14 protein-coding genes are annotated in these 17334 nt (G+C 63.4%); 8 read left to right on the forward strand and 6 right to left on the reverse strand.

The features are described from left to right. Positions 1-83 precede the first annotated feature (83 nt). Positions 84-2552 carry a S8 family peptidase gene (locus tag ADN01_RS05860; RefSeq protein WP_062417290.1) on the reverse strand — a complete coding sequence of 823 codons (2469 nt, stop codon included), beginning with the start codon at positions 2550-2552 and terminating at the stop codon, positions 84-86. Positions 2553-2647: 95 nt separating this feature from the next. Between ADN01_RS05860 and ADN01_RS05865 the strand changes: the two genes are divergently transcribed. Then, the gene (locus ADN01_RS05865) at positions 2648-4279 is read left to right on the forward strand and encodes a gamma-glutamyltransferase family protein (protein WP_075070999.1); all 1632 of its coding nucleotides are present in this window, start codon (positions 2648-2650) and stop codon (positions 4277-4279) included. 8 nt (positions 4280-4287) lie between these two features. Here ADN01_RS05865 and ADN01_RS05870 read toward each other — a convergent pair whose 3' ends face one another. From ADN01_RS05870 to ADN01_RS05880, 3 genes are all read right to left on the reverse strand, one after another. Next, a complete protein-coding gene (locus ADN01_RS05870) occupies positions 4288-4857 on the reverse strand; it encodes a redoxin domain-containing protein (RefSeq protein WP_062417292.1) in 570 nt (189 codons plus the stop codon). 101 nt (positions 4858-4958) lie between these two features. Further along, complete coding sequence (locus ADN01_RS05875) at positions 4959-5276, reverse strand: YbjQ family protein (protein WP_062417293.1); 318 nt, start codon at positions 5274-5276, stop codon at positions 4959-4961. A 13-nt stretch (positions 5277-5289) separates the two neighbouring features. Further along, positions 5290-6114, reverse strand: coding sequence for a M55 family metallopeptidase (locus tag ADN01_RS05880; protein WP_062417294.1), 825 nt, complete (start codon positions 6112-6114; stop codon positions 5290-5292). A 274-nt stretch (positions 6115-6388) separates the two neighbouring features. Between ADN01_RS05880 and ADN01_RS05885 the strand changes: the two genes are divergently transcribed. The 4 genes from ADN01_RS05885 to ADN01_RS05900 all read left to right on the forward strand — a co-directional run bounded on the left by ADN01_RS05885 (position 6389) and on the right by ADN01_RS05900 (position 10833). Next, entirely contained in the window at positions 6389-7438 is a 1050-nt protein-coding gene (locus tag ADN01_RS05885) for an amidohydrolase family protein (RefSeq protein ID WP_062417295.1), read from the forward strand. Between the two features lie 54 nt (positions 7439-7492). Beyond that, positions 7493-8485, forward strand: coding sequence for an aspartate carbamoyltransferase (gene pyrB, locus ADN01_RS05890; protein ID WP_082142646.1), 993 nt, complete (start codon positions 7493-7495; stop codon positions 8483-8485). Positions 8486-8491: 6 nt separating this feature from the next. Further along, the gene (gene pyrF, locus ADN01_RS05895; protein WP_062417296.1) at positions 8492-9925 is read left to right on the forward strand and encodes an orotidine-5'-phosphate decarboxylase; all 1434 of its coding nucleotides are present in this window, start codon (positions 8492-8494) and stop codon (positions 9923-9925) included. Between the two features lie 98 nt (positions 9926-10023). After that, a complete protein-coding gene (locus ADN01_RS05900) occupies positions 10024-10833 on the forward strand; it encodes a M48 family metallopeptidase (RefSeq protein ID WP_062417297.1) in 810 nt (269 codons plus the stop codon). 58 nt (positions 10834-10891) lie between these two features. On the opposite strand, the gene ADN01_RS19885 is transcribed toward ADN01_RS05900, so the two are convergent. Continuing rightward, entirely contained in the window at positions 10892-12205 is a 1314-nt protein-coding gene (locus ADN01_RS19885; RefSeq protein WP_082389716.1) for a hypothetical protein, read from the reverse strand. Positions 12206-12492: 287 nt separating this feature from the next. On the opposite strand from ADN01_RS19885, the gene ADN01_RS18755 reads away from it, so the two are divergent. The 3 genes from ADN01_RS18755 (at position 12493) to ADN01_RS05930 (ending at position 14239) form a co-directional block, all read left to right on the forward strand. Next, complete coding sequence (locus ADN01_RS18755; RefSeq protein WP_062417300.1) at positions 12493-13017, forward strand: response regulator transcription factor; 525 nt, start codon at positions 12493-12495, stop codon at positions 13015-13017. Positions 13018-13138: 121 nt separating this feature from the next. Continuing rightward, positions 13139-13591 (forward strand): type III secretion system chaperone family protein, encoded by a 453-nt coding sequence (locus ADN01_RS05925; protein ID WP_062417301.1) that lies wholly within the window; start codon positions 13139-13141, stop codon positions 13589-13591. A 192-nt stretch (positions 13592-13783) separates the two neighbouring features. Continuing rightward, complete coding sequence (locus tag ADN01_RS05930) at positions 13784-14239, forward strand: hypothetical protein (RefSeq protein WP_147238983.1); 456 nt, start codon at positions 13784-13786, stop codon at positions 14237-14239. Positions 14240-14307: 68 nt separating this feature from the next. Here the strand turns inward: ADN01_RS05930 and ADN01_RS05935 are convergent, their stop codons facing one another. Beyond that, entirely contained in the window at positions 14308-16761 is a 2454-nt protein-coding gene (locus ADN01_RS05935) for a COG1470 family protein (RefSeq protein WP_075071002.1), read from the reverse strand. Positions 16762-17334: the final 573 nt, after the last annotated feature.

Genomic DNA, 17334 nt, shown 5'->3' on the forward strand with positions numbered 1-17334 from the left:
AGGGCGTGGCGCGGGTTTTGGGCTTTTTCAATGCGGGCGGCAGCCCGCCAGCAGCGCCATCAGACCCACCAACAGGGCAGCTTTCAGACCCGCGTCCGGCGGCGCCATCGCCAGCCCACCCCCAGGATCAAAACCAGCCCCACAACTGTCCCCAACCCCTCAGCCAGCGGGAAGGGCGCACCGGTGACGGGCAGATTCTGGGGCAGGGGTGCGGAGAAGACGCCGAAGACCGAAAAATGGGGCACGTCAGCCCAGATGCGGTTTTGGGCAGCGTCCACGCGCGTGGGCAGGCGCTTCCAGAAGTGCGTTTCGCTGTCGTACACCGCGAAATACAGGTTGGCGGCGCGCCCGCCCGCCGCGGCCACATCCGCGGCGGTGTATTGGTAACACACCTGGGGGGTGGGGTCAAAGGGCGGGTTGGGCATGGGCTGGAGGGTGATATCGGCGAAGCGCCCCAGGGGGCGGTAGTCGGCGGGCACAGGCGGGAATTTGGAGAGCAACGAGAAGGTGACCCGCGTGGGCTCGTCCAGCAATCCGGCGGGAACTTGCAGACAGAAGGGCTCCAGACTGACCTCACCCCCGGCGGCGTCCAGCGAGCCGCTCAGGAAACATTCGTTGGCGCGGGGTGTGCCGGGAGGGCGGGAGGAAAAGCGCAGGGCCTGTTTCTCGCGCAGCGCGCCCGGCTGCTCGTAGGCGTACTGCACGCCGGAATAGCCGCTGTTGTACTCCAGACCAATGGTGGCCGATGCGCCGGTGCTGCCGGGGCCTTTGAGCTGGGCGTACTGCAGCAGGATATCGCCGGAGCCTTCAAACAGCACCACCTGGAAGGTCAGCTCGGTGCGGGTGTTGTTGGCCTGAATGGGGATGCGGTACCACTCCACCACATATTCGCGGTTGGGGGCTGTGCCGAGGACGTCGGCGAAGATGCCCGCTTCCAGACCGGCGGAGGGGTTGAGATCATCCCAAAAAGCGGCGATGAAGGCGTTAGGGGCGGTGTAGGGGTAGGCGGCAGAGGCGGTGGGGATAATGAAATTCTGGTTGAAGCCGTTGCGCCCGTCAAAGGCGATGTAGCCGTCGGCGTTGACCGACAGGCTGGTGTAGGTGCTGCCGCCAAAGGGGAAGGCAAAGGGAAGGGTGACGTTGGCATAGCCGTCCCCGCCGAAGATGGGCAGCTGTGTCCCGAAGGTTTCATGGGCGATTTCGCGCCAGGCGTAGGGGTAGTTGGCGCAGCGGGTGGAATCGAGGTAGTCATATTCCACCAGGGGGTCGGGCGGCTCCGGCGGGGTGATGCTGGACGGGTCGAAGGCCAGGGCGAGGTCGGCCTGGATCAGACCGTAGCCGGTTTCGGGATCCACCCCCGCCATGCCGATATCCAGGGCGGTGCTGGTGAGGGCGGCGTACACCTTGTCGGGGTGGTCAAACTGGGGCAAAGACAGCATGAGGGCAGCCAGGCCGGAGACGTGCGGGGCGGCCATCGAGGTGCCCGAAAGCCAGCCGTAGCGGTTTTTGATGTCGTAGAAATTCTGGTAGTAAAAGCTGCCGGAGGTGGGCGTGGTGGAGAGCACACGCGTGCCCGGGGCGGCCACATCCAGTTCGCTGCCGATATTGGAATACAGGGCGGGGGTGTTGCCGCGGTTGACGGCGGCCACGGCGATGACCCAGGGGTATTTGGCCGGGTACAGCACCGCCCCGCCGCCGGTCTGGCTGTTGCCCGCGGCGGCCACGAGGGTGGCGCCGCGCTGATAGGCGTAGTAGGTGGCGGTTTCCAGCAGGCGCGAGGCGATGGACGTGCCCAGGCTGAGGTTGATCACCTCGGCCCCGTAGTGATCCACGGCAAAGACGATGCCGCGCGCCACGCTGACCAGAGAACCGCTGCATTCGTTGTCCAACACGCGCACGGGCAGGATCTTGGCGTTCCAGGCCATACCGGCGATGCCGATGCCGTTGTTGGCGCTGGCGGCGGCGATCCCGGCCACGTGGGTGCCGTGCCCGCAGCGGTCCTGCGGGATGGAATCGTTGCTGATGAAGTCATACCCCGGCAGCAGGCGGCCTTCGAACTCGGGGTGAGAACGGTCTAAGCCGGAATCGAGGACGGCGATGGTGATATCCTCCGACCCGGTGGTGATTTCCCAGGCAGCGGGGGCGCGCACGGCCACAGGGCCCCATTGGCCTTCGCTGGTGTATTCACTCGGCCCCCATAAGGGATCGGTGGGGATGATGTCGGCGGCTTCCACGCGGTAATTGGGCTCGGCAAACACCACCCCAGGGGTGCGCAGCAGTTCCTGGCGCACCTGATCTTCTTCACCGGCGGGGACTTGCAGCACGGAGACGTTGAGCGGAACCAGCTCGGCGGCGGCAGGCTGAAGCTGGACGCCCTTGGGCAGAGATAGTGCCGAAGCAGCGCGCCCCGGCAGCAGGCCGATGATCAGCTCGCCGGGGATGATGTCGGTGCGGGGGAGGGCGGCAGGCTGCGCCTGGGCAGGGATGACTGGATGGAGGGGGATAAACAAAACGATCAGGGCCAGCGCGGCAGACAGCCAGGGTTTTACCATGATGCGGATTCTCTCCTGGGTGGATTGGGATTGCGGGATGGTGCTTCCACTATAATGATTATACAGGAAGAAAACCAACCCACAGGAGAGACGGCATGCAAAACCCGCTTGTATTTCGTTCCAGACGGTCGCCGGTGTATGCGCGCGGAGGGATGGCGGCGGCTTCGCAGCCGCTGGCTGTGGCAGCCGGGGTGGAGATGCTCTCGCGCGGGGGCAGCGCGGCGGATGCGGCTGTGGCGGCGGCAGCGGCGCTGAGCGTCACCGAGCCGGGCTCCACCGGATTGGGCGGCGACGCCTTTGTGCTGTATTACGCAGCCAAAGAACGCAAGGTGTATGCGTTGAACGGCTCTGGGCGCGCACCGGCGGCCTTGACCCTGGAACGCGTGCAGCGCGAGGGGCTGGGCGGTGGGCTGCCCGCCGACCACGCCTACACGGTGACCGTGCCGGGGGCCTGCGCGGCGTGGTGCGACCTTTCGGCGCGCTTTGGGCGGCTGGGGTTGGGGGCGGCCCTGGCCCCGGCGGTGCGGCTGGCGGAGGAGGGCTTTCCGGTGGGGCCGCTGACGGCGCGTCTGTGGGAGGCGGGGGTGAGTAAGCTGCTGCACCGCTCGCCGAACGGGCTGGAACTAACCGTGGAGGGGCGCGCCCCGCGGCCGGGCGAGATTTTCCGCAACCCGGGGATGGCACGCGCGCTGCGCGCCGCGGCCGAGGGCGGGGCGGCGGCCTTTTATCAGGGGGAGGCGGGCGAAGCCATCTGTGCGGCGGTGCAGCAGGCGGGAGGCTGTCTGCGCATGGAGGATCTGGCGGCGCACACCAGCACCTGGGAGGAACCGATCTACAGCGATTACCGCGGGGTGCGCGTGTGGGAATGCGGGCCGAACGGGCAGGGGCTGACGGCGCTGCTGGCGCTGAATTTGCTGCGCGGGTACGATGTGGGGCGGATGCCAGCCCTGGGGGCGCAGCGGCTGCACCTGACGGCCGAGGCGCTGCGGTTGGCCTTTGCGGATGCGCGCCATTTCATCGCCGACCCGGCTTTTGCGCCCATCCCGCTGGAGGCCTTGCTGAGCGAAGACTACGCCGCCCAGCGCCGGCGGCTGATGGACCCGCGGCGGGCTAATCCGCAGATACGCCACGGGCAGCCGCTGCCGGGAGGGCGCGATACGGTCTACTTCTGCACGGCGGACGCCGAGGGCAACGCCTGTTCGATGGTCAACAGCATTTACTGGAATTTTGGCTCCGGGATCGTGCCCCAGGGCTGGGGCTTTTGCCTGCAAAACCGCGGGCACAACTTCAGCCTGGAGGCCGGGCACGCCAATGTGCTGGCGCCGGGTAAGCGCCCCTACCACACCATCATCGCCGCCATGCTGACCGCCCCCGAAAACGGCCGACTGGTGGGGGCGATGGGGGTGATGGGCGGGTTCATGCAGCCGCAGGGGCATGTGCAGGTGCTGAGCGCGCTGCTGGACGACGGCCTGGACCCGCAAAGCGCGCTGGACCGGCTGCGCTTTTGCCTGGAATGGCCGGGTGGGGAAGAACGGCTGACGCTGGAGGAGGGCATTCCTGCGGGAACGGCGCGCGCGTTGGCGGCGCGGGGCCACGCCGTGCACACGGCCCGCGGGGATGAACGCACCCTGTTTGGGCGGGGGCAGATCATCCTGCGCGATGAGCAGGGGGTGTTGTGGGGGGGCAGCGAACCGCGCAGCGACGGCGGGGCGGCGGGGCTGATTTAGGGGGGCGGCTAGGGCAGGTGCGGAATCAGCTCGGTGTCCATGGCCGCGGGGGTGAGCAGGCCGATATGCAGCACCTGCACCACGCCCTGGGGATCCACCAGGATGGTGGTGGGGTAGTCGTGAATGCCCAGCTGGTTTAACACCTTGGCGCCGGGGTCCAGCAGCACGGGGAAGGTGAAGCCGCTTTGCTGGATGTACTCCTGCACCAGATCGGGGGATTCGCCCGCGTTGAGGGCTAACAGCTCGACACCGCTGGATTGGTAGCGCAGATAGAGGGCGTGCAGGTCGGGCATTTCGCGGCGGCAGGGCGGGCACCAGGTGGCCCAGGCGTTAATCAGCACGGTGCGCCCGCGGTAATCGGAGAGCTGCACGGTGCGGCCGTCGAGGGTTTGCAGGCTGAAATCGGCCAGGCGCTTGCCCACGCGGGCCGGGCCGCTGGCCGCATCGGCGGCGGGCAGGAGGGACAGGCCGACCACCAGCGACACAAAGCCGATGATGAGCACCGCCCAAAAAATGAGTTCGCGCGAGGCGCGGCGGCGGTCAGCACGGGCAGAGGCGGCTTTGGGTTGAGCGGGCATGTCAAACTCCGGTGGGTGAGGATTAGTGTTTGGATGCGAGACGGCGAGAAAAGTGACGGGCGGGGCGGCCGGTTCACACAGACCACCGCCCCGTTCGTTTGTTAGTCCTCGTAAAACACAGCCGTGCCGCTGGCGGTGACCATCAGCATGGATTGGCCGATAGTTTCGTAATCCAGGTCCACGCCGATGACGGCGTTGGCGCCCAGGCGGCGGCCGGCCTCGGCCATTTCGGCCAGGGCGGTGTCTTTGGCGCGGCGCAGTTCCTCTTCATAGGCGGCGGAGCGCCCGCCGACGATGTCGGTGATGCCGGCCATAAAATCGCGGATGATGTTGGCGCCCAGGATGGTTTCACCCGTGACGATGCCCAGGTAGCGGGCGATGCGTTTGCCTTCCAGAAGTGGGGTGGTGGTGAGCAGCATGCGATTGCTCCTTTTAGACCGCGGCCATGCGCACCAGGGCGCGGAAGGAACGGTAGGCTTCGTCCATATCGGCGCACTGCACTTCCAGCTTGCGCCCGTCCAGACGTTTGGCACCCGGCAGCACAGATGCGGCGTCGGTCATGGCAGAGGTGAAGAATTCCAGGGTGACAGTGACGGGGCTGCTGAGGCGCAGCGGCGCAGGGCCTTGCCCGGCGGTGAACTTGCGCACGGCCTGGGCGGCGGCTTCGCGGATCTTGGGCTGCGAGACGGCGGGGGCCAGACATTCGGCCGAGTGACGGCTGGTGGCGCGTTTGACCTGCACAGTGGTGATCTGGGGGATCCATTCCAGAGCTTCGGCGGCCACGGTTTGATCGCCGCTGACCAGCAGCACGGGCGCGCCGAAGTGGCCGCAGACGGCGGCGTTCAGGCCAGTTTCACCGCTGATGCGCCCGTTGAGCCACAGGTTGGCCACACGGACGGAAGACCAGGTGTGATCCAGAATGGCGGGGGATGCGCCGGCGCGGGCGTGATAGCCGATGAAGAAGGCGGCGTTGACGCCGGTTTCGATGCCGGAGACCATCGAGTAGGGGGCCAGGTTGCCGGCGTTGATGCGGGCGCGCGGGTCCAGCTCTTCGATGAGGATATTTTGGCCGTCCCAGTGGCCGTCCGAGACGATGATCTCATCCACGCCCGCGTCCAGCGCCCCGGCGATGGCGGCGTTGACATCCGCGGTCATCAGGCGGCGCATGCGTTGGTATTCCGGATGGGAGGGGGTGACGTGATCCCAATTGGTGACGCCGGTGATCCCTTCCATGTCCACAGCGATTAGCAGTTTCATTGTGTGTTCTCCTTAGGTGAAGGCATACTGGGGTTAGTATAACCCAATGGACCGGAAAATGGGTGCGGCGGGGGCGGGGGGGAAATTGGTCGGAGGAAATCCCTTGACAGATCTGGAAACTGGTATAGAATTCGGTGCGATGAAATCCTGTCTTGTGCCACGCTGGATCTTTCTGCCCGGGCGCGCCGCGCCGCTGGGCGAAGAATCGATTTATTGAAAGAGAGCCAATCTTTTGGCTCTCTTTTTTTGTGTGTGAACAAAGGAGCAAAACAAGATGCGCTTACCTGGGCTGGTGGATGTACATGTGCATATGCGCGAACCCGGCGGGACACACAAGGAAGATTGGGACAGCGGCACGGCGGCGGCCCTGGCGGGCGGGGTGACGATGGTATTGGGCATGCCGAACACGCGCCCGGCGGTGACCGACAACCAGACTCTGGACGAGGCCCTGGCCGCGGCGGCCAGCAAGGCCCGCTGCGATTACGGGCAATACCTGGGGGCGGGGCCGGTGGTGCCGGATGTGAGCGGGTTGGCCGAGCGCATCGCCGGGGTGAAGATGTATCTGGATCAGACCTACGGCCCGCTGCGCCTGGATGAGATGGATTTGTGGGTGCGGCATTTTTCGGCCTGGCCTGTGCAGGTCCCTGTGGCGGTGCACGCCGAGGGGCGCAGCCTGGCAGCAGCCATTTTGTTGGCTTCGCTGGCGGATCGTCCGGTGCATTTGTGCCATGTGTCCACCCGCGAAGAGATCGAGGTCATCCGCATGGCCAAGCAGAGCGGGGTGAAAGTGACCTGCGAGGTGGCTCCCCACCACCTGTTTTTGTGCGAAGAGGACGCGGCGGCCATCGGCGCGGGGCGCAGCGAAGTGCGGCCGCGGCTGGCGCGGCGGCGGGATGTGGAGGCTTTGTGGCAAAACCTGGATGTGATTGACTGCTTTGCCACCGACCACGCCCCGCATACCCTGGCCGAAAAAGAGGGCGAAAACCCACCGCCGGGCTTCCCGGGGCTGGAAACGGCTCTGCCGCTGTTCCTGAACGCCGTGACGGAAGGCCGCTTGAGCCTGGAAGATATCATCCAGCGGTACGTGACCGCCCCACGGCGCATTTTTCACCTGCCGGAACAGGCCGACACCTGGGTGGAGGTGGATTTGGACGCAGCCTGGGAGGTGCGCGCTGCTGAGATGCACTCGCGCTGCGGCTGGACGCCCTTTGAAGGCTGGAAACTGCGCGGACGGGTGCGCAGTGTGACCCTGCGCGGGCAGGAAGTGGTGCGCGACGGGCAGGTTTTGGCAAAGGTTGGCAGCGGCCGCAATGTGCGGCTGTAAAGAGACGTTATTGTTCGCTATCAAAAAATTTTGAGTCAAGTCAGGAGAATAAAAATGGCATCCCATGTCCCCCCCATCCGGCAGCACAGCCCCCACCTTCCGTTCGGCGATCACCAGACCGCGCCTTTGTACGGACGCGACATCCTCTCGGTGAAACAGTTCAACCGCGGCGACCTGGAGTATATCTTCGGGGTGGCGCATGAAATGTCAGAAATGGTGCGGCGGGTCGGCACCTTCGATCTGCTCAAGGGCAAGATTCTGGCGAACCTGTTCTACGAACCGTCCACGCGTACCTCGGCCTCCTTCACGGCGGCCATGGAACGCCTGGGGGGCAGCGTGATCCCCATCAATGAAGTGCGCTACTCCTCGGTCTCCAAAGGCGAGTCCCTGCCGGACACGGTGCGCACGCTGGAAGCCTACGCGGATGTGATTGTGCTGCGCCACCCCGAGGTGGGTTCGGCGGCCCTGGCCGCACAGTACGCCAGCAAGCCCATCATCAACGCCGGCGACGGCGTGGGCGAGCATCCCACCCAGGCGCTGTTGGATCTCTTTACGGTGCTGGAAGAGATGAAGCGCCTCGACGGGCTGACGGTGACCATGCTGGGCGACCTGAAATTTGGACGCACGGTGCATTCCCTCTCCCGCCTGCTGACTCTCTTCAATGTAAAGCTGAATTATGTGGCCCCGCCCAGCCAGCGCATGCCGGAAGAGATTGTGGCCGAGATCGCCGAGACGGGCGTCCCGCAAAAAGAGACCCCTAATTTAGAAGAGGTGCTGGCGGAGACGGATGTGCTGTATGTCACCCGCATTCAAAAAGAACGCTTCGCCAACCCGGACGATTACGACGCCATCAAGGGCGCGTATGTGATCACCCCGGAAACGATGAAGCAGGCGAAAGAAGAAATGATCGTCATGCATCCCCTGCCGCGGGTGGGGGAGATTGCCATTGAGGTGGACACCGATCCACGCGCAGCATACTTCCGTCAGGTGGAATACGGTTTGTATGTGCGCATGGCTCTGCTAGCCATGGTGCTAGGAAAGGCGTAGGGACACATGAGCGAAGGCTTCTTCTACCGAATCAAGCGGCGCGCGCAGCAGATCGATTCACTGCTGTGTGTGGGGCTGGATCCGCATCCGGCGGATTTGCCCGAGGCGAGCGCGGCGGCGGCACGAGAATTTTGCTTGCGGCTGATTGAAGCCACCCTGGATGTGGCGGTGGCCTACAAACCCAACGCGGCCTTTTTCGAAGCCTACGGGGCCGAGGGCTGGCAGGCGCTGAAGGATGTGATTGACGCCATTCCCGACGAAATTCCGGTGATTTTGGACGCCAAGCGCGGGGATATTTCTTCCACGGCCGAAGCCTACGCACGGGCGGCCTTTGAGGCCCTGGGCGCGGACGCCATCACCCTCAGCCCCTATCTGGGCTACGACTCGCTGACGCCTTTCCTGGCGGACCCGGCCAAGGGTGTGCTGCTGCTGTGCAAGACCTCGAACCCGGGTTCGATGGATTTGCAGGATTTGAACCTGATGGATCAGGGGCGGCCGCTGCTGGTGTATGAAAAAGTGGCGCTGCTGGCCCAGGAATGGAACGAGCACAACAATCTGGGGGTGGTGGTGGGGGCCACGCACCCCGACGCGCTGCGGCGCGTGCGGCGGCTTGCGCCGGACCTGTGGTTCCTGGCGCCGGGCGTGGGCGCGCAGGGCGGCGATTTGATGGCTGCTTTGACGGCGGGGCTGCGCGCCGACGGGCTGGGCATGTTGGTGCCGGTTTCGCGGGCCATTTCCCGCGCGGCGGACCCCCGGCAGGCGGCTTTGGAGCTGCGGGCCACCATGTCGGCGGCGCGCAAGCAGGTGCAGGTGAGCACGGCTGTGCCGGTGAGCCCGCAGGAGCGGGTGACGGCGGCCCTGGCCGAGGGGCTGCTGCAGGCGGGCTGCGTGCGCTTCGGTACCTTCACGCTGAAATCGGGCCTGGTGTCGCCGGTGTATCTGGATCTGCGCCAACTGGTCAGCCATCCTGGGCTGCTAGCCGAGGTCAGCAAGGCTTACCTCAGCCTGCTGCACGGGCTGGAATTTGACCGCCTGGCGGCCCTGCCTTACGCGGCCCTGCCCATCGCTACGGCGGTGAGCCTGCAGTCCGGCTGGCCGATGCTGTATCCGCGTAAGGAAGTCAAGGCCTACGGCACCAAGGCCGAGATCGAAGGCATTTACGAGCCGGGCGAGAAGGTGGTGGTGATTGACGACCTGGCCACCACGGGCGGCAGCAAGTTTGAGGCGATTGAGAAGCTGACCGCGGCCGGGCTGCGCGTGGAGGATGTGGTCGTGCTGGTGGACCGCCAGTCGGGCGCGGGCGAGGCCCTGGCTGAGGCGGGTATTCATCTGCACGCCGTGCTGACCCTGAGCGGGCTGCTGGATTATTGGGAAAAGACCGAGCGCATTCCGGCAGAAAAGATCCGTGAGACGCGCGAGTTTTTGGCGCAGAAGCCGTAGGCAGTACAAGATAATAAATAGTAGATGAAGAAAGGCGCGCTCTCTTTTCGGGGGCGCGCCTTTCTTATGCGGCTGGGGGAGTTGTGTATAATAAAACTATGACCAGCTACCGATATCCAAATGAAGAAATCATCTTGCTGCTCACCCTGGGTGGGCTGTTTGTGGTGCTGCTGCTGACCGCCGGGCTAACCGTGTGCCTGGTGCCGCTTTTGGTGGGGGTGATGGTGGTGCTGGCGTATACCATGAACCGCTCGCACCATCAGTCGCTTTTGCAGCAGGCCACCCTGGTGGGCATGGAAAACGCCCCCCAACTGGCTCGCCTGGTGGAAGGCTGCCGCCGCCGTCTGCGCACCGGGCCGGTGCAGACCTTTGTGGCGCCGCAGCGGGCGCTGAACGCCTACACCTTTGGCTTTTCCAGCCCGCAGGTGGTGGTGCTGTTTCAGCCTTTGCTGCGGGTGATGGACGCGGATGAACTGCGCTTCATCGTGGGCCACGAGCTGGGGCATGTGGGGTTGGGGCACGCCTGGCTGAACACCCTGTTGGGCGGCATGGCCGGGGTGCCGCTGCCGTTTGGGGCGGCGGTGGTGGTGACATTGGCCTTCCGCTGGTGGAACCGCGCCTGTGAATTTTCGGCGGATCGGGCGGGCATGTTGGCCTGCGGCAAGCCGGAAAAAGCCATCTCGGCCCTGGTTAAGCTGGTGACGGGCGGGATCTCTTCGCAGGCGGAGATGGACCGCGCCTTGCAGGTGATTGAGGCGGAGGACGACTCCCCGCTGCATGTGCTGACCGAGTCGCTTTCCACCCACCCCATGCTGGTCAAGCGCATTGATCAAATTCGCCAATACGCGGCCGACCCGCAGTACCGGCGGCTGCTGGCGCAGATCGAAGCACAGAACCAGGGCGCGTAAAGCGCGCACAGAGAACACAGCATTGACGGCCGCTCTGGAGGTTTCCGGGGCGGTTTTTTTAGGGCGCATGCAGCTGGTAATTGTCAAACTCGACCGTGGCGCTTTCACCCGCATTGGCGATACCAACCAGCAGGCACACCCGGCCGGAAGGAATGGTTGAATCGCGTATCTCGGTGAGCAGTTGATCGTTGGCGTAAAAGCGCATGCGGCTGCCGACAGCTTCAATGGACAGACGGTTGGTCTGGTCTCGGTTTAAGCTGGTGTGGATGGTCCAACCCCTTAAGGTGGTGACCTTGAGATTCAGCACAGACACCACCGTATACTGGCGGGCGTTGTTGATGCCGAAATAATAATAGGTGTTTGGGTCTGCGCGGCGAAAGACCACTCCAAAATTGGCGGAGTTGGATCCGCGGATTTGCTCTGCTTCCACCGTGAAGAAAAAATCATCCACAAACAGGTCGTCCAGGGCGCAGGTGTGGGCCGAAAAAGCCTTGTGGGCCGCTTCTACCCAGGTGAATTTGCCGTCGGCGATGAAGCGGTTTTCCTGGGTGTACTCATTGTCCACCGCGCCGATGATCCAGCGGCGGCTGTTATTGTCAAAGAGATCCAGGATTTTGAGGGGGAGGGCCGAGCGGGAGAGCAGGGTGGCCATCACCTGGGTAGAGACCAGGTCGGTTGAGGCCTGGGCCAGAACTGCAAAGGTGGCGGTGGTATTGGGGGTAGGGCTGGGCGTGGGGGTTCCCGTCGGCGTGGGGGTGAAAGTTGGCGTTGGGGTGAAGGTGGGCGAGGGTGTGGGGGTGGGTGAGTTGAGCACGGCCGCCAGCGGGGGGATTTGGTCTTTACTGAAATAGGCGCCGATGCATAGCAGCAGCAGACACAACAGCAGTCCCAGTACCGTCGCAAGAATCCACAGACGCGAGCGAGCCGGACGGCTGGGTGGTGGGGGCTCATGGGGCGGCGTGGGTGCGGATTTGGGCAGGCCCAGAGCTTCAGCCAACGATTCGGGGGTGAGCTGGAGGGTTTGATCGGGCGTCAGGCGGCTTTGCGCCTGTTGGTAGGTGGGGTCGGCGTTCAGAAGGATGCCGCAGGGCGGTTCCTCGTAACCGGCAGCGGCGGAGCCTGCCAGGGCCAGGGCGCGCAGGCTGGCGGCCGAGGCCAGGGGGAGCAGGGCGGTGGTTTGGGGACCGTAGAGGGCGTGGTGAGCGGCCAGGAAAGCTTCGCCGCGCGCCAGGGAAGTGAAAACTAAAAGAAAGGGTGTGCTGCAGTCCGGCGGTAAACACTGCAGCGGGCGCCCACCCTGAAGCGCCAACCAGCAGCAGGGTGCTGGGGCCGGTGTGCGCTGGGCAGCGGAAACCAGATCTTCGACAACCATACCAACCTCCTCAGGGGTTGAGGCCGAAACGGTTTCCAGTAAGACTATGGATAATGCGGTGGAGGCACGAAGGAGCTTATCTATACTTTGGCGGTTGCCGGGGAGAAAATCGAGTGATGAATGTCAGGCTGCAAACAGGATGAATGTCATATTTGGGGGCAGGAATCGCACCGTTTGATGGGTTGACAGGGGACTGGAAAAGGGAGATAATATTAGAAATTAAATTCTATTTATTAATCGTCCGGCGCACTGCGAGCATTGGCCGGGGTTGGGCACGGTGGAGGGCCATGAACGAGGCAGAAAACGGCGGGGGTGAGGGCCGGACGCAGCTCTTCATCCTGTTGAACGAGCAGGATTTTTTTGTGCTGACCTCTTTGCAGCCGCCGGAGGAGGTGCTGGCCGATATTCAGGCCGGGCGCTGGCAGCTGCCGGAGCCTTTGGCGGGCTGGGCCGCGCGCACGGCGGGGCTGGAGGATTTTCAGGTGCGGGCCATGCGCCAGGGGCGCTGGGTGATGGTGGTGATTGGGCCGCGCGGCGAGAACGGCAAGGCCGCGGGGCCGTGGGCGGCGCCGGTGATCCTGCGCCCGCGCTGGCAGCAGGTGCTGCAGTTGGTGGCCGAAGGCCTCACCACGCGTCAGATCGCGGCGCGGCTGCGCATTTCGCCGCGCACGGTGGAAAATCACCTGGCGGAGATGAAGCAGGCCCTGGGCACGGCCACGCGGGCAGAGCTGCTGCTGCGGGCGGCCGAGCTGGGCTTATGCCGTCCGGCGCGCAGTTCACTGCGGCGGGTGGAGGTGCGGCGGAGAAATTGACCCCGCGGCGCGCGATTTTCCTGGGTAGAAATCTCTTTTCCAACCGTGCAACTGTGATAAGATAGGTGCATAGGGGGCGGGCTGTTTCTCATCACCAGCAGTACTACACATGGAGGGAATGATGGGCAGAATTCTAACTGCAGTTGAGAATTTCTTTAAGAGTGATGATTGGCCGTACACCCCTATGGAAGGACGGCCTGTGCTGCGCACCGGATTCAACGGCAAGAACGGCCAGTGGACCTGTTTTGCGCAGGAACGCGAGCAGCAGCAGCAGTTTGTGTTCTATTCCGTGCTGCCGCTGAAAACGCCTGAAGACAAGCGTTTTTTGATCGCAGAGTTCATCACCCGCGCCAATTACGGTATGGTGATTGGCAATTTTGAACTGGATTTCTCCGACGGTGAAATCCGCTACAAGACCAGCATTGATGTGGAAAACGAAACCCTGACAGAAGGTTTGATCCACCACATGGTGTATGCCAATGTGTATTCGGTGGACCGCTACTTTGGGGGCTTCATGAAGGTGCTGTATTCTGGCGTCATGCCCGAAGACGCCATCCGGGAGATTGAAGGATAAACCGTTTCCTTTGCCGGCATGCCCCAGGCTGTTGAGTCTGGGGTGTGCCGCTGGGAAATGAGATCAACCTGTGTACACCCTCTGGCGGTGCCGCCGCTGGAGGATGGTTCTATGTGGTTTGCCGCCCGGATGGTGCGAATTTGGTTTTTGGCCGCCGTGGGGGTGATCGAATCATTCTTAAGGAGCGAAGAAATGAAGTTGAATGTGTTGAAAGTGGCCGTGGCGTTGACCGTATTTGCCTTATTGTTGACCGCCTGCGGCGGGCCGACCCTGAAGGTGTTGAGCAAGGACGAGGCCAAGGGGTATTATGACCAGTTGATGGCCGTCAAAGACGGCGAACCGTTCGCCATCATCAAGGTGCTGGAAGGCTTGAGCGGCGACGAGTGTTTGGATGTGATCGCCTACGAAGAGTACAAAGATAAAGTCACCGATACCGAAGGACGCGAACTGTGCAGCTGGATTGGCGGCCTGAAAGAGCTTTCGGCCAGCGAAGTGCTGGAGATGTACACCGAGATCGGCAACGGCAACTTCGACGCGCTGAAATCCTTGTCGGACACGGCTTTTGAAGATCTGATTTCCTTCGTAGCCTGGGCTTCGCCGGAACAGACCGAAGAAATGCGCACGCTGCTGGAAGGCCTGCGCCAGTAAGCGGGTCAGTTAACCCAACCGGCGGAGAGGATGGTCCTCTCCGCCGGTTTTTATTTGGCAAAAGACGCTCAGGGAGCGGGGGGTAAATTGGTGGTGAGGCCTTCGCGCGGGTTGATGACGATATTGGGGTTGTCAATCCCGGCGGCGATGGGCATGGTGGCGGTGAGGGCGGCCCCGCTGCTGCGGCTGATGCGGGTGAAGAAGATGTCGCGCTGGGGCGGGCCGGAGGAATTCCACAGAAGGATGCCGTTGCCCTGTTCATCATAGGTCACGCCCACCGCCAGGGCATCGGGCTCGTAGGATTTGGGCTTGGAAAGGGCGCGCACCGGTGCGGCGCGGGCCAGCGAGGTGGGCTTGAGCAGGGTGTAGGCAAAGCGGTATTTGGGCCCTGAGCGCCAATCGCCGATGTTGCGGCCCCAGGCGATGAGGATTTTACCGTTGGGAAGCTGCACCATGTCGGCGGGGGTGTTGGCTTTGCCCAGGCGGCGGGGGGCGGTGCGGGGGGTCAGGTCGGCGTTCCAGGCAGAGACGACCATCTGGTTGCCCAGCCACCAGCGGTCGGGGCGGTATTCTAGCCAGGAGAGCAGCACGGCCCCGCTGCTGAGGGTCAGCGCCTGGGGGTAGTAATGGTCATCCCCGCCGCTGGTGAGCTGCGTGGGGGCGGTGAGCAGGCTGCCGTCCAGGCCCAGGGCAGCCCCCCACACATCCCATAGGCCGTCTTCGCTGTCGTCCGGCTGCCACTGCTGCCAGACGGTCACCCAGCGCGGGTCGGGGTCGGGCAGGGCGGCCAGGCTGAGATGGCCGTAGTAATAAGGAAGCTGGCCGGAGAGATAGAAATCCGTGTTGCTGGTGAGGGGGATTTCCGTCCACAGGGGTTCGCCAGGGCGCAGGTCCAGGATCCCCAGAATGACATTGATGCGGTAAGCCAGCGGGTCGGGCTGCTTCTCGATGCGTTCGAAGAGCAGGGCGGTGCGCCCGCCCGCGGTGGGGGCGGCGGTGTGGAGGACGCTGTAGGCGTTGGGGTCGTTGCCGTTGTTGGTGAGGGTTTCGGGCGGGGTGAGCAGGCCGCCGTCGTAACCCAGGCGGGTGTAGCGCAGTTCCTGGGTGAATTGGGCGCAGCTCTCGTCCACATAGCCCCAGCCTGTGCCAAACTGGAGGTAGGTGTTATCCGGCAGCAGGTACAGATTGGCGGCGTAGGAGGTTTCGTGCAGGAGCTGGGCCTGGGGGGCGGCCTGGAGAATCTGCGCGCCGAGGTCGCCGCTGAGCGCCAGAGCGAAGGAGGTGGGAACCGCGGTGGTGAGGGTGGTTTGGGCGTTGACCGTACGGTTGAGGGAAGAACGCAGGGTGACCACCGTCCGTTTCGCGCGCCCGGGCGGGGTGGAAAGGGGCGGGGTCACCAGCAGGGTGATTTGGGCGGATTGCGATTGGGCCAGCGGGCCGGTGTCGGGTTTCTGGTTGCCGTTGCTGTCGCCCAGGGGGGTGAGGCCGTCCGATTGCCAGAGGGTCACCGGCCAGGGGGAGGAAACGGAGAGGTCAAAGGTGTCAGGGCCGAGATCACCGGTGTTCTGCACCTCCAGGGTGTAGGACAGGCTTCCGCCCGGCTGGGTGAAGCCGCCCTGCGGCGGAGTGGAGACGCGCACGCGGGCGCTGGGCTTGGGACGGGTGAACTTCCAGGCCTTTTGGCTGGGCTGCCAGTCGCAGTAGCGCAGCGAAACCAACCCCAGGCTGCCGGACTGGTTCTCGATGCCGGCCACGGCACATTCCCAGCTTTCTTGAGGGGAGAGCATCTCGAGGTATTGGAAAAGGATGGTGCCGTTCTCGAAGAGGACGACCTCAAAAGTGAACTGATTGCCGTAGGGAGCCTGCACCTTGTGCCATTCCACGGCGGTGAACTGCAGACCGGCTTCCAGACCGGTGGGCCAAATGCCGCTGAGGGCGTAGACGCGACCGTCAGCCCCGGGGTTATCGGAGAAATAAAAGCGAGTCCAATAGGGGGCGATGACGCCGTTGGGAGCGCGCAGATGGGGCAGGTAAGATTGGGCGGCGGCGGAGCCGTCCCCCAGGCTGAGGTTGCCCGCGCCGATGACAGGGATGACGGTGTAGGTCTGGTCGTAGAAGGGGAAGGCGAAGGGCAGGGTCAGGTCAGCCCGGCCCAACGAGGTATTGATACCCAGATCGGTTCCGGTGCTGCGCGCATCCACCCACTGTATGGGGACGGCGGCGCGGCGGTAGCCAAAGGAATCTCGGGCGGAGCCAGAGACGGCCTGGGGGCTGGCTGGCGACGAACTTTCGGCGCTCAGCGCGGGGTCGGTCAGCCCGTAGGCCGCAGCGGAATCAGGGAGGATGACCGGGGCCAGGCTGTCCGCAGAAGAGGTGATGCCGGGGGGCAGCGGGACTTCGGGCGGCAGGGGCGGGGCGGGCAGGCTGGGCGGCGGTGGGGTTTGGGCGCGGACGGGGAGCGGCGCGGCGGCGCTGAAGACGGTCAGGAAGAGCAGAATCCAAAAAACCACCGATTTTCTCATTTATGCCTCCCCAAGAGGTACAGCGGTTTCTGGGTGCGGGTGATAGGTTTGTGCGGCGGGAAAAAAGCCGAAAAAGCCCCCGCGTGAATACGGCTGATGCTTATACTATAGCACGAACAGCGGGGGGACTCAAGCGATAAGCGGATAATCTATATCGGAATAATAAAAAGCGGGGAAGGGCTGGTAGTGGCAAAGCAAGTGCCGGAAAGGTCCAGAAGTTTAAACTCAGAATCTACGAAAATTACTTTACGTCATTTTCTCAGTAGTGATAACAAAGTTGGTGTAACATTAATTCTGAATCCATTGTTATTGTTTCATAAATAGAGTTTATGGATAAGGGCCAAATTACTTTGCTAAATTTTTTATATCTCTTTTCGTAAAGTGCTTACACTCATATTTATATAAATAACCTAAGTTGCTACCTTGATAGGTAGTGAAATAAAAGATCCATGCGAACTGAGGTAAAGTAAAGGTGCTCAAGCCAAAACGATACCGGAGAAGCGCATGGACACCCAAATTGTACTCGTGTTTTGTCTTTGTGATGACCTGTTGAAGGGACTGCATCATATCGAG

The organism is Levilinea saccharolytica (assembly GCF_001306035.1).
GTDB classification, from domain to species: Bacteria; Chloroflexota; Anaerolineae; order Anaerolineales; family Anaerolineaceae; genus Levilinea; species Levilinea saccharolytica.